Consider the following 22,449-nt stretch of genomic DNA (forward strand, 5'->3'; position numbering starts at 1 on the left):
TCTCAGGAACTACGACCTCACTGCTCAGTCGAGGCGGTGTTCCCAGTGCAGATCCGTGTCGATCCAGTAGGAGTGCGACTCCTTGGTGATGGTGAGCCGCACCGTCTCGATGCCCGGACACCCGGCCGCCCGCCAGGCGAGCAGCGCTTCCTCCACGCGGTCCCACAGGGGGACGGGGCCGCCCTGGCGAACCGTCCAGGTGCCATCGCCGGCGATGAACTCCGCGAACGACTCGCGGTCGGGGTCGAACAGGTACAGCAGCGGCCGGCCATCGTGCGCGGTGGCGCGCACGAGGTGCGCCCCCGGCGCCGCGAGCTGGACGAGGAAGGCCGGCATCCACTCGTCCAGCAGGCGCACCGGGACCTTCGCCTCCCGCTCGCTGTCCGCGTAGCAGGTCCGGGCGGACAGGTCACCGGACACGGGCACCACGGCCTGCGCCCGCGCCTGCATGAACGAGGACCGGCCGATGACGCCGCCGTGAGCGTTGCCTTCCTCGTCCACGGTGACCTTGGCGAGGCCGGTGCCGTACGGCCAGGAACCCACGGTGCTGAGGATGATGCCGCCGGGCTTGGTCTGGCGGACCCAGGTGTACGGGACGCGACGGACGGCGCAGGTGGCGATCACCCGGTCATACGGCGCGTTGCGCGGGTGACCGAGGAGGCCGTCACCGGTCGCGGTCCACGTCGAGATGCCGGCCTTTTCCAGCGCGGCGTCCGCCCGCGACGCCACCTCGGGGTCGACCTCGACCGTCGTGACGTTGTCCTCGCCGAGGCGGTGGCACATCAGGGCCGTGGAGTATCCGGTACCCGTGCCGATCTCCAGCACCCGATGCCCGTCTTCGATGCCGAGCTTCTCGATCATGTCGACGACGGTGGTCGGGATGGTCGACGACGACGTGGGCACACCGGTCACGGGCTCGCTGACCCGGTCGGCGGTCACGTGGCCGTCGAGCTGGGTGGTCAAGGTCTGGTTGCTGTGGGCGAGTCTCACCCACTCGTCCGGGTCCGACCCCACCGCGGTGACCGGCCGCCACTTGCCCCCGCCCTCCGGGAGGAAGACGCCAGGGTGCAGGAACAGGTCGCGCGGGACGGCTTCGACGGCCGCGCGCAGCCATGGGGTCGTGAGAACCCCGTCCCGGGTCAGCAGGGCGGCGAGGCGGCGTCGCTCCTCGGCGGATTCGGTCATGCGGCGTGTCCTTCTGTGAGCAGGTCGGCGAAGGCGGCGGACATCTCCAGCCCGGTGTTCTCCTCCAGCCATCCCCACTGTCCGTTGGGGTTCAGCTCCAGCCACCAGTAGGCCCCGTACTCGTCGAGGGCGAGGTCGAAGCTGCCGGACACCAGCTCGTAGTGGTCCAGGCAGCCGAGGAGGGCCTTGCTCACCTGGCCGGGCAGGTCGACCACGCTGTAGCGGGCGGCGGAGTAGTCCCTGCGCCAGTCCAGCAGGCCGGAGTCGATCCGGACCGCGAACAGGCGCCGGCCGACCACGAGGACCCGCACGTCGGCCACCTTCGGCACGCGCGCCTGGAAGAGGTGGGGCGTGACGCGAACGCTCTGGTCGATCTCGGCCGGCGTGACGGGCTCGGCCCATCCGGTCACCGGTACGCCGTCACGCCGGTACGGCGTCCAGCGCAGCGTCTTGAAGACCACGTGCTCGTGCTCGACGAGGAAACTCCGGGCCTCGTCCGGGTCGTTGGTGACGAGCGTCGGCGGGATCACGAGCCCGAGCTGCTGGGCGACGGCGAGCTGAGCGGGCTTGTAGTCGGCCGCCGCGTTGCGGAGGGGGTGGTTCACCCACAGCGGGCCGTCGAGCGAGTACAGGATGCCGCCCAGGCCGTGCCGGACCTGCGCGGCGGCGAACCGTGCGTCGTCGTCGCCGAGATGGGTGAAGCCGGGCCAGCGGGGGCGGCGCCAGTACACGGACCGGATGTCGTCCAGGCGCGCGGACCTCGACGGGGTGCGCACCTGCCCGGCCACCCGGACCGGGTGGGTGCCCAACCGAGCCGAGACCGTGAGGCCCGCGCCGATGTCGGCGGGGTCGAAGCGAACCACCGGCACCTTTCGCCGGTTGAGTTCGGTGATCACCATGTCCGCGGTGATGTCGTCCGCTTCGGTGATCACCAACACCGGCCTCTTCTCGGTCATGGCCATCAGTCCTGGTTGCTGTCCTGGTCGTGGCCCTGGTCGTTGGCCGAGTCGGAGTTGGTGGTCGTCGAGGTCTCGGTGCCCGAGCTGGTGCCGTGCTTGCCCATCTCGACCACCAGTCCGTCGCGGTCGCGGAACACGCCGAGCTGGGTCACCGGGTCGACGGTGACCGTGGCGTGCGGGCGCCGGATGATGGTCGGGTAGGGCGCGAGACGGCCGGCGGCCCAGGGGCGGCCGCCGGTGAGCCGCTCGGTGGAAGTCGTCACGGATACTCCTCATGCGAGAGGGAACGGTGCGTGCTGACGAAGGAACGGTCCCGCTCAGGCCGCGGGGGGAACGAAGCTCCCGGGCGAGGCCGGCCCGCTCACCGCCCGAGTCCCCGCAGCACCCGGCTTGCCGCGCTCATCGTGACCTTCCATGACCACGAAGTTACGGTCAGCGACGGCAGGCCACCAGGCGCGTGCCGGTGCACTTTGTCGAACGGGACGTCAGAACTGCACGGAAGCAGTGTAGTTACGCGAAAACACCCAGGTGAGTGCCCACCTCGCGCATGTCCGTCGTGAGAGTCCTGCGCTTCTTGGTGATCTCCTCAAAGGTGATCGCGGCGGACGCCTGGTGACGAAACCACTCGGGCGCTGTCTCATCGAGGTGCGACAGCTCCTCCATCGCGAGGGTCGCGTCACCGGTTCGCACGTGGGCGCGAGCGAGGTCGAGCCGGTAGCGGTTGCCGTCGTTGGTGCTCGGGCCGCCGAGCTGTTCCCAGTGCTTCGCCTGGAGGGTCGGTTCCTCCTTGGACTTGCGGACCACGGTCCGGGCATCGCCCGCGATCATGAAGTCCTCAAGCTCCTTCATGGCGGCTGTGACGGGGCCGAACATCGACCAGTGGCGCAGCAGGTTCCTGTGCGTCCTGCCCACAGCCTTCGCGGCAGTGCCGGCCGCCTTGCGCAGGGCTTCGGCCTCCTTCGGGCGGTTGTTCCGCGCGGCCGCGGCCGCGGCCTCCATCGCCAGGCCGCCCCACGTCGCGTACTCGTCCGGGGCAGCACCCATGATCTTCGGCTCGACGATGTCCATCGTCGCGACCGCGATGTCCTCCGCCTCGTCGAACCGCTCAGTCCGTACGAGCAGCCAGCACATCCCGCCGACAGCGGACGCCGCGACGAGGTTGTTCCCCGCCGCCTTGGCGTCCTCGATGGCCCCCCTGGCCGCCGCGTGAGCGAGATCGAACTGCCTGATCTGCGTCAAGTACCGTCCCGCCAGGTTCAGCGCCCTGGAGCGCTCGACCAGGGCGTTCGCACGCTGGTCACCGGAGTCGTAGTAGGCCACCGCGTCGTTCGCCGCCCTGATGAGCGTGGGCAGATCCGCAGCGACGCTCTGGTACGTGTCGTTGAAGTAGAGGACGGAGTTGTCGTACGTCATGCGGCGCAGGCGGCGCAGGTCGGGTTCCTCGCCGGCCGGGGCGCCGGCCGGGCCGAGGCTGAGCACGGGAGTGAGGGCGATACGCAGCTCACGCAGGTTCTGACTGTTCGGGTCGTCGTGCCTGACCGGCTCGGGCGGGCCGGCCGCCATCAGGTCCGAGGTCTGCACGCCAAGCCCTCGCGCGATGCAGTGAAGGGTCTCCATGCGGACGTTGTCGTCGCCCTGCTCGATCCTTCGGACCGGCCCGACCGAAAGGCCGGAGCGCTGCGCGAGCTGTTCTTGGCTGAGCCCCTTCGCCCGTCGGTAGCGTCGTACGTTGTGTGCGAGTTCGTCCGACATGCGTCACCACCCTCCGCATCCCAGCGTACGACGAGCAGGAAGGCCCAAAGCCCCCTTCCTGTAAGGGTGGAGGGGCTTCGGGCCTGCTTCCGTTCAGCCGGCGATGAGGCCGGGCCGCGTGGGCGAAAGCACCGGGTCGAGGTGCACGAGAGCGGGTGCGGCGAGGTCCGCGAGCCGGAGGCGCCGGCGGAGTCGGAGCACGGCAGGGGACTACATCCGCGCCCCGAAGTCCTGCGTCCACCACGGCCCCCCGGAGCCCTTGTGGACGCCCACGCCGAGGTTCTTGAAGGAGCAGTTGAGGATGTTGGCGCGGTGGCCGGGGCTGTGCATCCAGGAGTCCATGACGGACGCCGGGGTCTGCTGGCCGCGGGCGATGTTCTCGCCGTAGGTGGACCAGGTGTAGCCCGCCGCGGTGATGCGCTGGCCGGGGTCCTTGCCGTCGGGGTTGGTGTGGTCGAAGAAGTCGCGGGCGGCCATGTCGTCGGAGTGGCCCTGGGCGGCGGCCTCCAGCTCGGGGTCCTCGGTGAGCGGGCCGCAACCGGCGTTCGCGCGCTCCTTGTTGACCAGGGCGAGCACCTGCGCGACCGTGCCCGCCGGGGCCGGCTGCGCCGGGGGAGCGGCGGTGTGCGGCGGGCGTGGCCGCTCCTTGGGGGCACGCGGGGGCGTACTCGCCCGTGTGCTGGGGCTCTTGGAGGCGCTCGGGCTCTTCGAGGGGGTGGCGGAGGGTGAGACCGACGGTGTGGGCGAGGGGGAGCCGTCCGTGCGGGTGCCGGGGGCGGCGAGGCCGGTGACGGGGGTGACGGGTGCCCGGTCCGCCGCCGTGGCGCCCTCGTCCGTATCCGTACCCGTACCCGAGCCCGGGCCGTCGCCGAAGAGCCACAGGCCGCCGCCCGCCAGGCAGGCGGCCACGACGGCCGCGCCCACGACGCGCCGCCGGGTGCGACGGCGACGGCGCGCGGCGTCCCGGGCGGTGCCCCGGCCCCCGCCCTGCCCGCCGCGCGAACGGTGCCGCGCCGCACCCCGGCCACCGCCCTCGGCCGCCGGTGAAGCGGAGGCGACGGGCACCCCGTCGAACCCCCCGGGAGACGCGGGGGATGCGGCGGACGCGGCGGACATGCCGGGCCGCAGCCGCGCCAGCAGCGCGACCGGCGCCGCCACCAGCGCCAGCCCGGCCAGCAGCCCCTCGGCGGGCATCAGCCCGCTCCACAGCCCCGCGCAGCGCACGCACTCGCGCGCGTGCCGGGCTATTCGCTTGCGCCACAGCGCGGAGGGTCGGCCGTCCCAGCCCGCCAGCAGGCCGTGCAGTTCGGTGCAGCGGGGGCGCGCGTCGAGGGCCCGTACGACCACCCGCGCGGCCTCCAACTGCGCCTTCATCCGCTGGACGCGCACCGCCGTGTGCTGCGGGCTCAGCTTCAGCGCGTCCGCGACCTCCGCCCGGGTCAGCTCACCGGCGCACTCCAGCCACCACAGGGACAGCAGCGCGCGGTCGTCCGGCTCCAGCCAGCGGGTGGCACGCGCGGTCTCCTGCCGCTGGCCGGACAGTTGCAGCCGGACCATGGTGAGGTCGACGAAGTCACCGCCGGGGTCGGCGACGTCCCCCGCCTCCTCCACGGCGTCCGGCGCGGCCCGCCGGTCCTGCCAGTGGGCCCGGACCCGGTTCATCGCGATCGCCACCAGCCAGGACCGGAAGCTCTCCGGGTCACGCAGCCCGCCCAGCCCGTCCAGGGCGCGCAACATGGTGTCCTGCACCACGTCGTCCACGTCCACGGAACCGTTCAGCGCCCGGCCCACGATGTTGTAGACCAGCGGCAGATATGCGCTGACCAGCGCGTCCTGAGCCGCCGGATCCCCCGCGCGGGCAGCGGTCACCAGTGCCGCCGGGTCCACCGAGTGCTGTGTGCTCATAGGAGAACTTCCCCGTCCCTTGACGTCGGTCGATGATGTCCGATGCCTGGGAGACCAAGGGAGGGGGGTCGAATAACAGTTCCCCGCGAGAAAGTTCTCCGTGCGGTGCCCGAGAGGGCTCAGCCCTGCCGGATCGCCGAGATGTCGAAGTTCAGCTTGACCTTGTCGGAGATCAGGACGCCGCCCGTCTCCAGCGCCGCGTTCCAGGTCAGGCCCCACTCGGAGCGCAGGATCTCCGCCTTGCCCTCGAAGCCGACGCGCTCGTTGCCGAAGGGGTCCTTGGCGGCGCCGTTGAACTCCAGGTCGATGGTGAGGGGTTTGGTGACGCCGAGGAGGGTCAGGTCGCCGGTGACGCGGTAGTCGTCGCCGCCCAGTGCCTGCGCGCCGGTGGAGCGGAAGGTCATCGCCGGGAACTCCTCCGTCTTGAAGAAGTCCGCGCTCTTCAGGTGACCGTCGCGGTCCGCGGAGCCGGTGTCGATGCCGGCCGTCACGACGTCGAGCGAGGCGGTGGACTTCGCCGGGTCGCCGCCGTCCAGGTGCAGGGTGCCGGTGAAGTCGGTGAACTTGCCCTTGACGTTGGTGACCATGGCGTGCCGCACCACGAAACCGAGCGTGGAGTGGGCCGGGTCGATGGTGTACGCGCCGGTCAGCGCGGCGAGCTGCGGGTTCACCGCGGCCGGGGCCGGGGCCGGGGTCGGTGCGGTCGTGGCGGCGGTCGCCGTGGTCCCGGTGTCGTTCTTGCGGCCGAAGATGCCCATCACATGCTCCTTGGGGCGAGAGTTCCCGATTGAAGTTGAAGGTTCAACCAGTTCTGATGTCCACGACCGTAGACCCATTCTGTTCGACTTTCAACATTATCCGCTGTGTTTTCTCTTGGTCACACCCAGTGACCACCAGGCCGCCCCGTTGACGTGCCGCCCCTCCGCCGCTAGCCAGTCCCCATGACGAAGCATCAGCAAGGGAAACCCGACCCCCGAGCCTTCGTACGGCCCACCCGCCGCGCGGTCCTCCTCAGCGCCGCCCTCCTCGCGGCCACCGCCCCCACCCCCGCCACGGCCGCCCCCACCCCCGCCACGGCCGCCCCCGCCCCCGCCGCGTCCGACGACCCCTACGACACCCTCCGCGCCCGCTGGCTCACCCTCGCCCTCGGCACCGGGTACGACCCGGCCGCCGAGCCCTACGCCTCCCGGCTCGCCGCGACCGGGCGGCTCGCGCGCGGCTACCGGGACACCATGGCCCCGGCCCCCGCCTCCCTGTGGCCAAAACTGCCCTTCGACCCGCCCTCCGGCATCACGGCGAGCTACCTGCGCCTGTGGGCGATGACCCTGGCCTACGTCCGCCCCGGCACCGGCAGCACCGGTGACCCCGACCTCCTCGCCGGTGTCCTGCGCGGCCTCGACCACCTCTCCGCCACCGTCTACCACCCCGCCACCACCCCCTACGGCAACTGGTGGGAGTGGCAGATCGGCAGCCCGCGCCCGCTGATGGACATCGCGGCCGCCCTCCACGACCACCTCACCGACGCGCGACTCGCCGCCGCCTGCGCCGCCGTCGACCACTTCGTCCCGGACGCGGTACTGCGCGACTACTCGGGCACCTCCACCGGCGCCAACCGCGTCGACCTGTGCCGCGGCGTCGCCCTGCGCGGCGTGCTCGGCCGGACCCCGGAGAAGATCGCGCTCGCCCGGGACGCGCTCTCGCCGGTCTTCGCGTACGTCACCACCGGCGACGGGCTCTACGCCGACGGCTCGTTCGTCCAGCACACCGACATCGCCTACTCGGGGACGTACGGGCAGGTCATGCTGGACGGGCTCGGCCGGCTCCTCGCGCTGCTCGCCGGATCGCCCTGGGAGGTCACCGACCCGGCCCGGCAGAACGTCCTCGACAGCGTCGAGCGCGCCTACGCCCCGCTCATCCACGACGGGCTCGTGATGGACAGCGTCAACGGCCGTGCCATCAGCCGGGGTTACCAGACCGGCGACGACTCGCACGTCCTGCGCTCCGACCACTTCCACGGCCAGGCCCTGATCGCCGCCGTGGCGCTGCTCGCACAGGCCGCGAGCCCGGCCGAGCGCGAGCGCTGGCAGGCGCGGGTGAAGGGCTGGATCGCACGGGACACCGTCACCCCCGCCCTGACCGCACCCCAGTTCGACATCGCGGACCTCGCCCGGCTGCACGCGGTCGCCGCCGCCCCGGTCCCCGCCGCGCCCGAACCGCTCGGCCACCGTCTCTTTCCGGCCATGGACCGCGCGGTCCACCGCCGCCCCCGCTTCACCGCCAACCTCGCCCTGTGCAGCGACCGCATCGCCTACTACGAGTGCGGCAACGGCGAGAACCCGCGCGGCTGGCACACGGGCGCCGGCATGGTCCTGTGGTGGGCGGCGGGGCGGCCCACCGACCAGTACACGGACTGGTTCTGGCCGACCGTCGACTGGTACCGGCTGCCCGGCACCACCGTGTCCACCAAGCGCCTCGCCGACGGCGCGGGCGGCGAGTGGGGCGCCGCCCGGCCCGATGCGGCCTGGGTCGGCGGCACCACGGACGGCACGTACGCGGCGATCGGCCAGCACCTCAAGGGGCTCGGCTCCACCCTCGATGCCCGCAAGTCCTGGTTCTGCGCCGACGACGCCGTCATCTGCCTGGGCGCCGGGATCACCTGCGCCGACGGCGTGCCCGTCGAGACGGTCGTCGACAACCGCAACCTGGGCGAGAACGGCGGGCAGGCGTTCGTACGGGGGCACGGCTGGGCACACCTGGAGGGCCACGGCGGATGGGTGATTTCCGGCCACCAGGAGCTGCGCACCCTGCGTGAGGACCGCACCGGCGCCTGGGCCGACATCAACACCGGCGGCTCGCCCGAGCGCCGCACCCGCCGCTGGCAGACCCTCTGGCTCGACCACGGCACCGACCCGGCCGGCGCCGCCTACGCCTACGTCCTCCTGCCCGGCGCCACCCGCCGCGCCGTCGCCGCCCGCGCCGCCGACCGGCACTGGATGACGGTCCTGGCCAACGACGCCGGCCGCCAGGCGGTCGCCGTGCCCTCGCTCGGCCTGCTCGCCGCCACTTTCTGGCGGGCCGGCACGGCGGGCCCGCTGACCGCCTCCGCCGGCGCGAGCGTGCTCGTCCGCCGGCGGGGCCGTACCGCTACCCTCTGTGTGAGCGAGCCGGCGCGCACCGGCGAGGAGCTGGAGATCGCCTGGGACACCCGGGAGCACCCCGTACGCCGGGTGCTGCGCGCCGACGACAGTGTCGAGGTGGTCCGCCGAGGCCCCCATCTGGGTCTGCGCGTCACTCCGGGGAAGGCATGTGCCACCCACGAATGTGAGGTGGCTCTCGCCCGCTGACTTTGTGCGACCTCTACAACGCGGATCCCCTCTGAGCAGTCGGAATGGCTGCAAGACGCTGAGGTTCTGTTCAGGGGTACCAGGAAAACGGGCCGGAGACTGTACGGAGTCGACGGCTCGCATTCCTCGGTGTCCTTCGTAGAGTCGCTACATGACCGTTTTGGAAGAGACGACGGGTGAGCCGACCGGCGAGCCGACGGACGCGCGCGGGCGGGTCGCCGAACTGCACGGGCTGCGTGCGCAGGCGGTGGCGGGGCCCAGCGAGAAGGCGACCGTGGCCCAGCACGCCAAGGGCAAGCTGACCGCGCGCGAGCGGATCGAGCTGCTCGTGGACCCGGGGTCCTTCCAGGAGGTCGAGCAACTGCGCCGGCACCGGGCGACCGGTTTCGGCCTGGAGGCCAAGAAGCCGTACACCGACGGTGTCATCACCGGCTGGGGCACGGTGGAGGGCCGCACGGTCTTCGTCTACGCCCATGACTTCCGGATCTTCGGCGGCGCCCTCGGCGAGGCCCACGCCACCAAGATCCACAAGATCATGGACATGGCCATCGCGGCCGGGGCCCCGCTGGTCTCCCTCAACGACGGCGCGGGCGCCCGCATCCAGGAGGGCGTCTCCGCGCTCGCCGGGTACGGCGGCATCTTCCAGCGCAACACCAAGGCGTCCGGTGTCATCCCGCAGATCAGCGTGATGCTCGGCCCGTGCGCGGGCGGCGCGGCCTACAGCCCCGCCCTCACCGACTTCGTGTTCATGGTCCGCGAGACCTCGCAGATGTTCATCACCGGTCCGGACGTGGTCAAGGCCGTCACCGGCGAGGAGATCACGCAGAACGGACTGGGCGGCGCCGATGTGCACGCCGAGACGTCGGGCGTGTGCCACTTCGCCTACGACGACGAGGAGACCTGCATCGCCGAGGTGCGCTACCTCCTCTCCCTGCTGCCGCAGAACAACCGGGAGAACCCGCCCCGCGCGGAGGGCGGCGACCCCGTCGACCGCCGCTCCGACGCGCTCCTCGACCTCGTCCCCGCCGACGGCAACCGGCCGTACGACATGACGAAGGTCATCGAGGAGATCGTCGACGACGGCGAGTACCTGGAGGTCCACGAGCGCTGGGCGCGGAACATCATCTGCGCGCTCGCCCGGATGGACGGCGAGGTCGTCGGCATCATCGCCAACCAGCCCCAGGTACTGGCCGGTGTCCTGGACATCGAGGCCAGCGAAAAAGCTGCGCGTTTCGTCCAGATGTGTGACGCTTTCAATATTCCGATCGTCACCTTCCTGGACGTCCCCGGCTTCCTGCCCGGCGTCGACCAGGAGCACGGCGGGATCATCCGGCACGGCGCGAAGCTGCTGTACGCCTACTGCAACGCGACCGTGCCCAGGATCTCGCTGATCCTGCGCAAGGCGTACGGAGGCGCGTACATCGTCATGGACTCCCAGTCGATCGGCGCCGACCTCACGTACGCGTGGCCGACCAACGAGATCGCCGTGATGGGCGCGGAGGGCGCGGCCAACGTCATCTTCCGCCGCCAGATCGCCGAGGCCGCCGACCCGGAGGCCATGCGCGCCCGCATGGTCAAGGAGTACAAGGCCGAACTGATGCACCCGTACTACGCGGCCGAGCGCGGCCTGGTGGACGACGTCATCGACCCGTCCCAGACCCGCGAGGTCCTCGTCAGGTCGCTGGCGATGCTGCACTCCAAGCACGCCGACCTGCCCTCCCGCAAGCACGGCAACCCGCCGCAGTAACCCAGTGGACGCACCGCGGTCATCCCGCGGACCTCTCAGCCACGGAGACTGACACCCATGGACATCCCTGACATCCGCGTCGAGAAGGGTCACGCCGAGCCCGAGGAGGTCGCCGCCCTGACGGCGCTGCTCCTCGCCCGCGCCGCGGCCCGCCCCGCCGACACCGCCCCGGCCCACCGCGGCCGGCCCAAGGCCGGCTGGCGCCGCCTGGAGCGCGAGAACGGCTTTCGCACCCCGCGCAGCTGGCACGGCTAGAGCCACCCCGCAGGGCCGTGCACACCGCGTCACGGCCGCGGACAGCGCACGAGGAGAAGACACGAAGAAGGGCCCCTCCGCGCGGAGGGGCCCTTCTTCGTGTCCGGCCGACCGGTGTGCCCGGTGACTACCGCAGCCGCGCCATCAGCGCGTGCTCCACCAGGGTGATCAGTGTCGACTTGGCGTCGGCGCGGTGGCGGGCGTCGGTGGTGATGATCGGGGTGTCGGGGCCGATCTGGAGCGCCTCGCGGACCTCGTCCGGGTTGTAGGGCTGGTTGCCGTCGAAGCCGTTGAGGGCGATGACGAACGGCAGTCCGCTGTTCTCGAAGTAGTCGACGGCGGGGAAGCAGTCGGCGAGCCTCCTCGTGTCGACCAGCACGACCGCGCCGATGGCGCCGCGCACCAGGTCGTCCCACATGAACCAGAAGCGGTCCTGGCCGGGCGTGCCGAACAGGTAGAGGATGAGGTCCTGGTCGAGGGTGATACGGCCGAAGTCCATGGCCACCGTGGTGGTGGTCTTGTCCCCGGTGTGGGTGAGGTCGTCGATGCCCGCCGAAGCAGACGTCATGACGGCCTCCGTGCGCAGCGGGTTGATCTCCGAGACGGCGCCGACGAACGTGGTCTTGCCCACGCCGAAGCCGCCCGCCACCACGATCTTCGCGGAGGTGGTGGAGCGACTCTGAGGAACCGGCCCTCCGCTAGAGCTTGCGAAGTCCACTGAGCACCCTTTCGAGCAGTGTCACGTCTGGCTGGCCGCCGGCGTTCTCGTCGCCGCCGGGCTGATGGATGGCGACCAGGCCCGCCTCCGCCAAGTCGGCGACGAGGATCCTGGCCACGCCGAGAGGAATCGTCAGCAGGGCCGAGATCTCGGCCACCGACTTGATCTCGCGGCACAGATGGCAGATCCGCTGATGTTCGGGCAACTGGCCCTGCATCTGGTGCGGTTGCGCGGTGGTGTGCACCAGGGCCTCGATGGCGAGCTGGTACCGCGGCCTGGTGCGGCCGCCCGTCATGGCGTACGGGCGGACCAGCGGGTTCGACGCCGCGGCGGGCGTCGGCTCGGGGGCGCGTCGCTGCGGCTGCACCGGCTGGATGCGCGGCGCCGACGGCTGGTCGTACGGCGAAGGGCCGGGGCCCTGCGGCGCGTACGGCTGCTGGTGGTGCGGGGTGGAGGGGTAGGCGTACGGGTTCATGGAACCGTCGCCATGACCCCGGGCCGGGCCGTAGGACCAGTTTCCCGAAGACGAACCGCCTGGGGGTGTTGCCACTCTCTCTCCTCCTCCGACCGCGCCGGGCACCCAGCCATGTGGAAGCCGCGTCCCGAAACCTTACGGCCCCGGGACGGCAGAACGCACTGTCCGTCCTTCAGTTGAGCAGGCTGCCCTGGAGCTCCGCGCGGAGGTCCGGGGTGAGGACCGTGCCCGTCCGGTCCACCAGAAGGGCCATTTCGTACCCGATGAGACCGATGTCCGCTTCCGGGTGGGCGAGCACCGCGAGTGACGAACCGTCGGAAATGGACATGATGAACAGGAATCCCCGCTCCATCTCCACAACCGTCTGGTTCACGCTGCCGCCCTCGAAGATGCGCGAGGCACCGGCGGTCAGCGAGGTCAGACCGGAGGCGACGGCCGCGAGCTGGTCGGCGCGGTCGCGGGGAAAGCCTTCGGACATCGCCAGAAGGAGTCCGTCGGCGGAGACCACCACGGTGTGGGACACCCCGGGGGTGTTGTCCACGAAGTTGGTGATCAACCAGTTCAGGTTCTGTGCCGCCTGGCTCATCGGGCTCACACTAACGCTCCTGGTTGTAGGTGCTGTCAGAGCCACTGCTGTGTTCATTCCTTGTGGCCTGACCGTTCTTTTCACTTCCCGCGGTGCGTCCCCGCTGGACGCCCTGGCGCAGGTTGCTCAGCCTGCCCCGGACGTCCTCGGGGGCGCGGGAGACCTGTGGGCCGCCCTGCGGAGTCGATTCCGCGGTGCCCTCAACCAGATTGGCCTTGGGCACGCGCCGCGGCAGGCCGGAGGAGGTGACCCCGCCCGCCTTGGGCTTCTTGAGCGCCGACGCCTGCTGCCACCGCTCGTCGTTGGCCGAACGCCAGCCGCTTGCGCCCTTGCCCTGGGGGGCGGGCTCCGGCGTCTCCCGGTGCGCGGACCGGGTGCCGTTCGCGCCGCTCCCGGGGGAACCGCGGCGGGGCAGCCCGGCGTCGGTCGTCCCGTGGGCGGTGGGGGAGTCCGGCTCCGGCCGGTCGAAGCCTACGCGGTGGGCCTCGTTCACGTCAGCGGCCTGCGCGGATTCCGCCTGCGGAGCGTACGGGGCGGCGTAGCCGTTGTGATAGGCGTCCGGCTGCGGCCAGTCGTCCTGGTACGGCTGCTCCTGGTAACCGGCGTACGGGTCCGCGACGGCGGCCTGCCCGTCGGTGTGTCCCTGCGGGGCGGACTCCGCGTAGCCGGTGGCGCCCGGGTAGCCGGCGCCCGCCGGGTAGCCGTGGTGCGGCAGTTGTCCGTCCGGCGCGTAGTACGCCTGGTCGTAGGACGGCGGGCCCTGCTGGTCGTACGCCGTCTGCCGCTGGTCCTGGTACGCCGTCTGCGGGTGCCGGTCGTAGCCGCCCGGCTGCTCCGGGTAGGCCGCCTGCCCGGAGCCGTACGCCTGCTGCTGCCCGGTGGGCTCGTCGGTGTACGCGGCGGGCGCGGGCGCCTGCGGGGCGTCGGTCCGGTCCTCCGGGGAGGGGCGGCGCTCCTCGCGCTGGAGCGAGCGGCCCACCGGGTCCAGCTCCCGGATGTCGTCCGGGACCTCGGTGTAGCGGCTGTCGTCGAAGCCGAGTTCGGCGGCCGTGCGCGGCGGCGGCAGCCGGCCGGCGTCCGGCTCCGGGAACTGCTGCTCCGGGATGATCTGCGGGACCGAGAAGTCGCCGCGGCCCGCGGCCTGCTCGCCGCCGCCGCCGTGGGTGATGACGTCCGGCAGCATGACCAGCGAGGTGGTGCCGGCCTGCTCGCCGGAGGGGCGCAGCTGGACCCGGACGCCGTGCCGGTCGGCGAGGCGGCCGACCACGAACAGGCCCATGCGCTGGGAGATCGCCACGTCCACGGTGGGCGGGTTGGCCAGCTTGTGGTTGATGTCGGCGAAGTCCTCGGCGGTCAGGCCGATGCCCTTGTCGTGGATCTCGATCATGATCCGGCCGTCCGGCAGCCGGGTCGCGGTGACCTTGACCTTGGTCTGCGGCGAGGAGAACGTGGTGGCGTTCTCCAGCAGCTCGGCCAGCAGGTGCACGAGGTCGGTGACGGCGCGGCCGTGGATCTCGGCCTCCGGGACGCCGGACAGCTCGATGCGCTCGTACTGCTCCACCTCGGAGGAGGCGGCGCGCAGCACGTCGACCAGCGGGACCGGCTGGTCCCAGCGGCGGCCGGGCTCCTCGCCGGCGAGGACCAGCAGGTTCTCGCCGTTGCGGCGCATACGGGTCGCCAGGTGGTCCAGGCGGAAGAGGTTCTCCAGCTGGTCCGGGTCGGCCTCGTTGTTCTCCAGGTCGGTGATCAGGGTCAGCTGGCCCTCGATCAGCGACTGGTTGCGGCGCGAGAGGTTGGTGAAGATCGCGTTGATGTTGCCCCGCAGCAGGGCCTGCTCGGCGGCGAGCCGGACGGCCTCGCGGTGCACCTGGTCGAAGGCGCGGGCCACCTCGCCGATCTCGTCGGTCGAGGTGATCGGGATCGGCGCGACCCGGGTGTCGACCCGGCCCGGGTCGGTGCGCGAGAGCTGGTCGACCAGCATCGGCAGGCGCTGTTCGGCGACGTCGAAGGCGGCGCTGCGCAGCCGGCGCATGGAGCGGCTCATCTGGCGGGCCACCAGGCCGGCCAGGATGAACGCGGCCAGCAGGGCGATCACGACCACGGCACCGGTGATGAACGCCGACTGCTTGGCGTCGTCGGCGATACCGGCCGCCTCGTTCACGGCGGTGTCGGCCATGTCCGACTCGATCTTGCCGTAGGCGTCGAACTTGAGGGTGTTGACGGCCCACCAGTTCTGCGCGGTGATGCCCTTGGCGACCAGATCCTGGCGCTCGGCGGAGTCGGTGCCCTTCAGCGTGGCGAGCGCCGTGACCATCTTCTGCGGGTCGGTGGGCGGGGCCACGTAGTCCGGGTCCTTCGCCTTGGCGTCCTCGGCCATGGCCGCGGCCCGGGTCTGGATGTCCTTCTTCTCGGCGTCCAGCTTGTCCGCGTCGGCCTGGGTGCCGCCGCCGAGGTACTCCTCGATGGCGATGTTCTCCAGGTAGGCGTAGGAGGAGAGCGAGATGCGCTGGCTGGCCAGGTTGCCGCTGTCCGGGCCGGGCTTGATCAGCAGGTGCATGCCGATCGAGCGCTCCAGCGACAGCGCGGCCTTGGTCAGCGAGATGGCGTAGACCGTACGGCCGTAGGAGGTGATGTTGCCGGTGCCCAGGCCCAGCTCGTTGGCGAACTCCATCAGCGGGTGCGCGACCTGGATGTAGCCCTCCTCGGTCTGCACACCGTTCAGCTTGGAGGTGTACGCGGCCAGGCGCAGCGACTGGAGCTGCGGCTCGGTCTCCCGGAACAGCTTGAGCCGGCGCTCCAGGCCGGCCTTGTGCGGCATGTTCCCGGCGGCCTGGTCGAAGGCGTCGGCGGCCTGGTCGGTCTGGCGGCGGGCCTGCACGACGGTCGCGTTGTTCTGGCCCTTGCCCTCCAGCAGGGGGGCGGCCGTGGTGTCGCGCTCGTTGTAGAGGGCGTTGGCGTAGATCAGCGAGGCCCGCACCAGGCGGGCGGTGTGCTCGGCGTCCTGGGCGTCCTGCCAGGTGTCGATCGAGTTCTTGACCTGGAAGCCGCCCATGACGAGGCCGACCAGCACGGGTATGAGCAGGATCGCGTTCAGCCGGGTGGGCACCCGCCAGTTGCGCGGGGAGAAGCGGCCGCCGCTGGGAGCGGGTGCGGCCGACGGCTCCGATCCGGGCACGTGTGCGGGGGCCGCGCCGCGCGGCGGCGGGGTGAAGTTGCCCCGGGCCGACGGCTCAGGACCGTTCTTGCTTCGCCTCACTCGACCAACAACCTCTCGGCGGCCGGCACCTGACCTCGTGCCGCAGTGTCTCAGAGCCCGACGCGTCGCGGGCGACGTCAGTAGACGTCAGTACTGGTGAGTACGTCCGCGACCATGGGGCAGTTCAGGCATTCCAGCACGCCGACATGTGCTCTTCCAAACAGTGGAATCCACTGATTCGAAGTGATGTAAGTCCCAGATAAAACGGTCAAACAGAGCGAGCGACACCAAAAAGCGGGACCGTCGTGCGCGCAGCGAGACCAGTTGTGCGCTGCGCGTGGCGATATGGCCCGATTCCTCTGCCGAAACGTTATGAACACCAGGGCCGGCCGTGTCCAAGGACACAGCCGGCTCCGATGGGTCTACGGCAACTGCCGTACGGCCTTACCGACTTGGGTGCTATGTACAACGTGTCCTGGCCGTCACCTCAACCGGGCCATCAGCGCGTGCTCCACCAGCGTGATCAGGGCGGACTTGGCGTCCGCGCGGTGCCGGGCGTCGGTGGTGATGATCGGCGCGTCCGGCCCGATCTGCAGCGCCTCGCGCACCTCGTCGGGGGTGTACGGCTGGTGGCCGTCGAAGCCGTTGAGGGCGATGACGAACGGCAGCCCGCTGTTCTCGAAGTAGTCGACGGCCGGGAAGCAGTCGGCCAGGCGACGGGTGTCCACGAGCACCACCGCGCCGATGGCACCGCGCACCAGGTCGTCCCACATGAACCAGAAACGGTCCTGGCCGGGCGTGCCGAACAGGTACAGGATCAGGTCCTGGTCGAGCGTGATGCGGCCGAAGTCCATGGCCACCGTGGTGGTGGTCTTGTCCCCGGTGTGGGTCAGATCGTCGATGCCGGCCGAGGCGGACGTCATGACGGCCTCGGTACGCAGCGGGTTGATCTCCGATACGGCACCCACGAACGTGGTCTTGCCCACGCCGAAGCCACCCGCCACCACGATCTTCGCGGAGGTGGTGGCCCGGCCCGTGTCAGAGCTTGCGAAGTCCACTGAGCACCCTTTCGAGCAGCGTCACATCCGGAGCGCCGCCGTTGTTCTCGTCGCCGCCCGGCTGGTGGATGGCCACCAGGCCGGCCTCGGCCAGGTCCGCGACGAGGATCCGGGCCACGCCCAGCGGCATGGCCAGCAGTGCCGAGACCTCGGCGACCGACTTCACCTCGCGGCACAGATGGCAGATCCGCTGGTGCTCCGGCAGCAGTCCCATCAGTGCTGCCGGGTCGGCCGTGGTGCTGATCAGCGCCTCGATGGCGAGCTGATAGCGCGGCCGGGTCCGGCCGCCGGTCATCGCGTACGGACGGACCAGCGGCTGGTCGCCCTCGTCCCCGTACGGCTCGGCGTACGGATCATGATGGGCGGTGGGCGGGGTCATGGATCCTCCGGGCGGGACAGCAAGTCGATCGGGCGAGCCGTCGGACGGGGCCGGTGGGGGGATTGTGGCGGCCGGACGGTGATGTGGTGACAGGGGTGGTGCCGGGGCCGGTCAGTGAAGCAGACTGCCCTGTAGTTCGGCGCGCAGGTCCGGTGTGAGCACCGCGCCCGCACGGTCGACGAGCAGCGCCATCTCGTAGCCGACGAGGCCGATGTCGCACTCCGGGTGGGCCAGGACCGCGAGGGACGACCCGTCCGAGACGGACATCAGGAAGAGGAAGCCGCGCTCCATCTCGACGACCGTCTGCGCCACATTGCCGCCCTCGAAGATCCGGGACGCCCCGGCGGTCAGCGAGGTCAGGCCGGAGGCGACGGCCGCCAGTTGGTCGGCGCGGTCGCGCGGGAAGCCTTCGGACATCGCCAGAAGGAGTCCGTCGGCGGAGACCACGACGGTGTGGGACACCCCGGGGGTGTTGTCCACGAAGTTGGTGATCAACCAGTTCAGGTTCTGTGCCGCCTGGCTCATCGGGCTCAACTAACGCTCCTGCTGGTGAGTGGGGCTCGGGAAGCTGCCCGTCTGGCCTGTGCCGGCCTGACGACCCTGGGCGATGCCCCGACGGAGATTGGTCAGCCGGCCGCGTACGTCATCGGGCGCACGCGAGACCTGCGGACCGTTCTGGTGCTGTTGCTGCTGAGCCGTGCCCGGGACGAGGTTCGCCCGGGGCACCCGGCGCGGCAGGCCGGAGGTGGTGACCCCGCCCGCGGCCGGCTGCCGTACGCGCTCGGCCTGCCGTACGAGTTCGTCGTTCGGCGAGCTGCGCCACGCGGAGGCGGATCGCTGGGGGACCGCGGGCGCGCCGGGCGCCTGCGGCTGCTGCTGCGGTTCCTGCTGGGGGGCCGGCTGCGGGCTCTCCGCCTGCTGCTGCCCACCGCGCTCACCGCGTTCACCGTGGAACCAGTTGGTCTCCAGGGTGTCGTACAGCGGCGTACGGCCGTCACCGGGGCCCGCGGCCGGCGGCAGCGCCCATCCGTCGCCGCGGCCCTCGTCGGGCCGCTGCTGCGGCTGCGGGGCCTGCGGGCGCGGGGCGCCGAAGCCGTCGGGGGCGACGGGCTGCGGCCGCTCGAACTGGCCGGTGGCCGACGGGTCCTGACGGCCCGGCAGCAGGTGCCCGCCCGCGGACCCGGCCTCGTGGCCGGGCTGCGCGAACTGGCCCGTGGAGCCGTTGTCGTAGCCCTGCGGCGCGGCGAACTGCCCGGTGGAGCCGTTGTCGTAGCCCTGCGGGGCCGCGAACTGGCCCGTGGAGCCGTTGTCGTACGCCTGCGGTGCGGCGAACTGGCCGGTGGAGCCGTTGTCGTAGCCCTGCGGGGCCGTGAACTGGCCGGTGTCCGCGGGGTTCCCCGGCTGCTGATCGCGCTCGGTGTGCTGCGGGGTGGTGTGCGCCGCCGGGCCGAAGATGTCCGAGCGGACGAACGCGCCGGTGTTCTGCGCGGTGCCCGCGCCGGGAGCCGGGAGGCGGCCGGTGTCCTGGCCACCGCCCTGCCGGCCGTCGCCGAAGCCCTGCGCGGCGCCCGGGCCCTGCCGGTCGTCCGGCCGCAGCACCGGCATCTCGGCCGTGGCACCCGGACCCTGGTGGTCCTGGGCGCGCGGGCCGCGGGGGGCCTGCGCGTGCTCCGCCTCGTCGTGCCCGCGCGGGGCGTCGAGGGCGGCGGGGCCGTGCGCGTTCTCGCTGCCCCAGCTCGGCGTCCTCGGCTGCGGGTTGCCGCCGGGCAGCTCCGCGCGCGGAGCGCCGCGCGAGGGCAGCTGCGGCTGGCCGCCCTGTCCCTCGCCGCGCTGCCGGCGCGGCGGCAGCGCGCCGCGGCCGCCGCCGAAGGCGTCCTGCTGCGCATCGCCGCCCGGGCGGCCGCCGAAGCCCTGGCCCTGACTCTGGCCCTGGGGGGCCACCGGGTTCTGCGGGGCGCCACCGCGGGCGCCGCCGAAGGCGTCCTGCCCGTTGCCGCCGCGCCGGCCCTCGCCGAAGCCCTGTCCGGCCGCCGGGTTCGCGGCCTGCAGGCCCTGGGGCGCGCCCGGGGCCTGTCCGCCGAAACCGGCACCGGCGCCCGCCGGCCGCGGACGGTCCTGCTGCGGCCGGCCCGCGCCCTGCGGCCCGCGCCCCTGGCCCGGCGCACCCGGCCCACCGGGTCCGCCCGGACGGCCGCCCGTGCCGGGCAGCGCGGCCCGCGGGCCCTGGCCGGCGCCGACCTGGCCGCGCGGAGCGGGCCCCTGGCCGAGCAGGCCGGTCCCGCCCCCCTGGCCGCCCTGGCGGCGCGCCGCCGCGGCACCGGCCGCGGCGGCGGCAGCCGCCGGACCACCGGCGGAGGGACCGCCGGCCTTGCCGGGAACCGGCTTGCGGCCGCCCTGGGCCACGTCCACCGGCAGCATGACGAGGGCCGTCGTACCGCCGGAGTCGGAGGGCCGCAGCTGGATGCGGATGCCGTGCCGCTGCGAGAGGCGGCCGACCACGAACAGGCCCATGCGGCGGGAGACGGAGACGTCCACGGTGGGCGGCGAGGCGAGCCGCTCGTTGATCGCGGCCAGGTCCTCGGGGGAGAGGCCGATGCCGGTGTCGTGGATCTCGATCAGCACCCGGCCGTCGGGCAGCGCGTGACCGGTGACCTTGACCTTGGTCTGCGGGGAGGAGAACGAGGTGGCGTTCTCCAGCAGCTCGGCGAGCAGGTGCACGAGGTCGTTGACGACGCGGCCGGCGACCTCGGTGGTCGGCACCGAGGCCAGCTCGATGCGCTCGTACTGCTCCACCTCGGAGGCGGCGGCACGCAGCACGTCGACCAGCGGGACCGGGCGGGTCCAGCGGCGGCCGGGCTCCTCACCCGCGAGGACGAGGAGGTTCTCACCGTTACGGCGCATACGGGTGGCGAGGTGGTCGAGCTTGAACAGCGAGGAGAGCTGGTCCGGGTCGGCCTCGCGGGACTCCAGTTCGGAGATCAGCGACAGCTGGCGCTGGATCAGGCCCTGGGAGCGGCGCGAGAGGTTGGTGAACATCGCGTTGACGTTGCCCCGCAGCAGGGCCTGCTCGGCGGCGAGCCGGACCGCCTCGCGGTGCACCTCGTCGAAGGCCGCGGCCACCTGGCCGATCTCGTCCCGGGAGTGCACACCGACCGACTCCACGGACGTGTCGACGTCCTGCGGGTCGGACTCGGACAGCTGCTTGACCAGCTCGGGCAGCCGGTCCTGGGCGACCTTGGTCGCGGTGTCCTGGAGCCGGCGCAGCGAGCGGATCATGGAGCGGGCCACCACGAAGGCGCCGACCAGCGACACACCGAGGACGAGCAGGATCAGCGCACCGGAGATGATCGCGTCGCGCTCGGTGGCGCTGCGCAGCTCGCGGGCCTTCTGTTCCATCTCCTCGAGCAGCGTGTGCTCGATCTTCTTCATCTGCTCGATCTTCGTCGAGCTGTCGTCCACCCAGTCCAGGTAGGAGCGCTTGCCCTGCTGGGCCAGACCGGTGTCGCTGTCCAGGGCACGCTTGGCGTACGTGTCCGAGGACTGGATGATCGGGTTGCCCTCCTCCATGGGCTTGATCAGCTCTTCCGCGCCGCTGCCGTAGATGTTGCGGAAGCTGTTGACCTCGGAGGTCTGGCTGTCCAGCGCCGACTGCGCGTAGAGGCGGTCGTTGGTGGAGAGCTTGCCGGTGTCGCTGCCGTTGGCGGGCAGCGCCGCGGCGATCACGGCGCGCTGGATCGACGCGTACTCCTTGGCGGAGGAGAACGCGGACAGCGCGCGGGTGCGCTGGATCATCTCCGGGTTGCTCGTCGCCTCGGCCATGTCCTGGGAGAGGCTGAGCAGTTCGGTGATGAGCCGGTGGTACGCCTCGACGGTCTGGGTCGAGTTGCCCTCGTTGGAGTAGGCCGTCTTGCGGATCTTGCCCAGGCCGTTGAGTTCGCTGGCCAGGCCCACCAGGGTGTCGCGGACGCCCTGGAGGTCGCCGTTCTTGCTGGCGCCGTCGATCTCCTCGGAGGCGGCCAGGAAGTTGTCCTTGGCGCGGTCCGTCTTGTCGCGGACGCCCTTGACGGTGGCCGTGGTGGAGGCGGAGGGGTGGGTCAGCGGGCCGGCGGACTCGTCGCGCTCCTCCTGGAGCGCGGCGGCCAGCTCGGTGGCCTGCTTGGTCATGTCCGTCAGCAGCTTCATGTTGTCGAGCTGCTGGATGTCGTCCAGGTTCTGGTTGATGCGCAGGCCACCGAGGGTGGTGGCCGCGATCACGGGGAGCGCGAGCAGCGACACCAGACGGGTGGAGATGCGCCAGTTGCGCAGGGAGACGCGCGAGCCGGGACCGACCGGGGCGGGGGTCTTGGGCTGCGGCTTGTCCGAGGAGGCGGGTTCGGAGGACGCCGAAGGGCCGGCCAGGCCGGGGCGCCCCGGGCGCTCGCCGTGGTCACCGGTCGGGGCCTGGCCCGGGTTCTGGGCGTGCTGGGGCGAGGAGCTGACGGCCATGGGGCCAGTCCCGCCGTGCGGCTCCGGCTCCGCCGAAGCGCTGCCATCCCTCTTGAAACGTCCCTGCACTAGCGTCGCAACCTCTGGACCAGGCGCCTTCCCACGCGAGCGGAAAGACGGTGTCGGCGTCATGGAGAGCGCCCTGAAAACGCTCCCCGGTGGTCGTGAGTGACCGGCGCTGGCTCCCCCTTCCGGCCGCCGCTCGGCGCTGCGTTGCGCCCCCTGCGCGCCGGCTCGATCCCGCGGCGGTCCGTGGCATTCCAGCACAGTGCAGGATCTCCAACAAGGCATGTGGGCCACCCTGTGACCTCTGTGACACCGCGTGAGGGGCGCGTCACGAGACGTGGAAAGCGATCTTCTCCATTCCGGACATATGACCACGAGCCGACGAGGCGCCACAGGTGT

Annotated in this window: 17 protein-coding genes; 3 read left to right on the top strand and 14 right to left on the bottom strand. The window is 71.8% G+C overall.

Annotation, left to right across the window (positions count from 1 at the left end):
• Positions 1–24: 24 nt before the first annotated feature.
• The 6 genes from tgmC to ABZ858_RS27650 all read right to left on the bottom strand — a co-directional run bounded on the left by tgmC (position 25) and on the right by ABZ858_RS27650 (position 6,559).
• The gene (tgmC, locus tag ABZ858_RS27625; protein WP_361384108.1) at positions 25–1,185 is read right to left on the bottom strand and encodes an ATP-grasp peptide maturase system methyltransferase; all 1,161 of its coding nucleotides are present in this window, start codon (positions 1,183–1,185) and stop codon (positions 25–27) included.
• Entirely contained in the window at positions 1,182–2,141 is a 960-nt protein-coding gene (gene tgmB / locus ABZ858_RS27630) for an ATP-grasp ribosomal peptide maturase (protein WP_361384111.1), read from the bottom strand. Before tgmB ends, tgmC begins: the two co-directional genes overlap by 4 nt.
• 5 nt (positions 2,142–2,146) lie before the next feature.
• Positions 2,147–2,407 carry a putative ATP-grasp-modified RiPP gene (gene tgmA / locus ABZ858_RS27635; RefSeq protein ID WP_361384114.1) on the bottom strand — a complete coding sequence of 87 codons (261 nt, stop codon included), beginning with the start codon at positions 2,405–2,407 and terminating at the stop codon, positions 2,147–2,149.
• Between the two features lie 247 nt (positions 2,408–2,654).
• Positions 2,655–3,896, bottom strand: coding sequence for a helix-turn-helix domain-containing protein (locus ABZ858_RS27640; RefSeq protein WP_361384117.1), 1,242 nt, complete (start codon positions 3,894–3,896; stop codon positions 2,655–2,657).
• Positions 3,897–4,106: 210 nt separating this feature from the next.
• A complete protein-coding gene (locus ABZ858_RS27645; RefSeq protein WP_361384120.1) occupies positions 4,107–5,801 on the bottom strand; it encodes a sigma-70 family RNA polymerase sigma factor in 1,695 nt (564 codons plus the stop codon).
• Positions 5,802–5,920: 119 nt separating this feature from the next.
• Entirely contained in the window at positions 5,921–6,559 is a 639-nt protein-coding gene (locus ABZ858_RS27650; RefSeq protein ID WP_361384123.1) for a YceI family protein, read from the bottom strand.
• 183 nt (positions 6,560–6,742) lie between these two features.
• Between ABZ858_RS27650 and ABZ858_RS27655 the strand changes: the two genes are divergently transcribed.
• The 3 genes from ABZ858_RS27655 to ABZ858_RS27665 all read left to right on the top strand — a co-directional run bounded on the left by ABZ858_RS27655 (position 6,743) and on the right by ABZ858_RS27665 (position 11,147).
• Complete coding sequence (locus ABZ858_RS27655; RefSeq protein WP_361384126.1) at positions 6,743–9,145, top strand: polysaccharide lyase 8 family protein; 2,403 nt, start codon at positions 6,743–6,745, stop codon at positions 9,143–9,145.
• Between the two features lie 151 nt (positions 9,146–9,296).
• Positions 9,297–10,892: an acyl-CoA carboxylase subunit beta gene (locus ABZ858_RS27660; protein WP_361384129.1), complete on the top strand. Its 1,596-nt coding sequence runs from the start codon at positions 9,297–9,299 to the stop codon at positions 10,890–10,892.
• Positions 10,893–10,949: 57 nt separating this feature from the next.
• Complete coding sequence (locus tag ABZ858_RS27665) at positions 10,950–11,147, top strand: acyl-CoA carboxylase epsilon subunit (RefSeq protein WP_361384132.1); 198 nt, start codon at positions 10,950–10,952, stop codon at positions 11,145–11,147.
• Positions 11,148–11,274: 127 nt separating this feature from the next.
• Here the strand turns inward: ABZ858_RS27665 and ABZ858_RS27670 are convergent, their stop codons facing one another.
• The 8 genes from ABZ858_RS27670 to ABZ858_RS27705 all read right to left on the bottom strand — a co-directional run bounded on the left by ABZ858_RS27670 (position 11,275) and on the right by ABZ858_RS27705 (position 22,113).
• Positions 11,275–11,865, bottom strand: a complete 591-nt coding sequence (locus ABZ858_RS27670) for an ATP/GTP-binding protein (RefSeq protein ID WP_361384135.1) — start codon at positions 11,863–11,865, stop codon at positions 11,275–11,277.
• Entirely contained in the window at positions 11,846–12,415 is a 570-nt protein-coding gene (locus tag ABZ858_RS27675) for a DUF742 domain-containing protein (RefSeq protein WP_361384138.1), read from the bottom strand. The genes ABZ858_RS27670 and ABZ858_RS27675 overlap by 20 nt, the downstream gene beginning before the upstream one ends.
• 97 nt (positions 12,416–12,512) lie before the next feature.
• Complete coding sequence (locus ABZ858_RS27680; protein ID WP_361384141.1) at positions 12,513–12,926, bottom strand: roadblock/LC7 domain-containing protein; 414 nt, start codon at positions 12,924–12,926, stop codon at positions 12,513–12,515.
• Between the two features lie 10 nt (positions 12,927–12,936).
• Positions 12,937–16,182 carry a nitrate- and nitrite sensing domain-containing protein gene (locus ABZ858_RS27685; RefSeq protein WP_361384144.1) on the bottom strand — a complete coding sequence of 1,082 codons (3,246 nt, stop codon included), beginning with the start codon at positions 16,180–16,182 and terminating at the stop codon, positions 12,937–12,939.
• Between the two features lie 422 nt (positions 16,183–16,604).
• The gene (locus tag ABZ858_RS27690; RefSeq protein WP_361384147.1) at positions 16,605–17,180 is read right to left on the bottom strand and encodes an ATP/GTP-binding protein; all 576 of its coding nucleotides are present in this window, start codon (positions 17,178–17,180) and stop codon (positions 16,605–16,607) included.
• Entirely contained in the window at positions 17,161–17,559 is a 399-nt protein-coding gene (locus ABZ858_RS27695; RefSeq protein WP_009190816.1) for a DUF742 domain-containing protein, read from the bottom strand. The genes ABZ858_RS27690 and ABZ858_RS27695 overlap by 20 nt, the downstream gene beginning before the upstream one ends.
• Positions 17,560–17,670: 111 nt before the next feature.
• Positions 17,671–18,084, bottom strand: coding sequence for a roadblock/LC7 domain-containing protein (locus ABZ858_RS27700; RefSeq protein ID WP_003973453.1), 414 nt, complete (start codon positions 18,082–18,084; stop codon positions 17,671–17,673).
• Positions 18,085–18,093: 9 nt separating this feature from the next.
• Positions 18,094–22,113 carry a nitrate- and nitrite sensing domain-containing protein gene (locus tag ABZ858_RS27705; RefSeq protein ID WP_361384150.1) on the bottom strand — a complete coding sequence of 1,340 codons (4,020 nt, stop codon included), beginning with the start codon at positions 22,111–22,113 and terminating at the stop codon, positions 18,094–18,096.
• Positions 22,114–22,449: the final 336 nt, after the last annotated feature.

The organism is Streptomyces sp. NPDC047017, assembly GCF_040644175.1.
Taxonomy (GTDB): Bacteria; Actinomycetota; Actinomycetes; order Streptomycetales; family Streptomycetaceae; genus Streptomyces.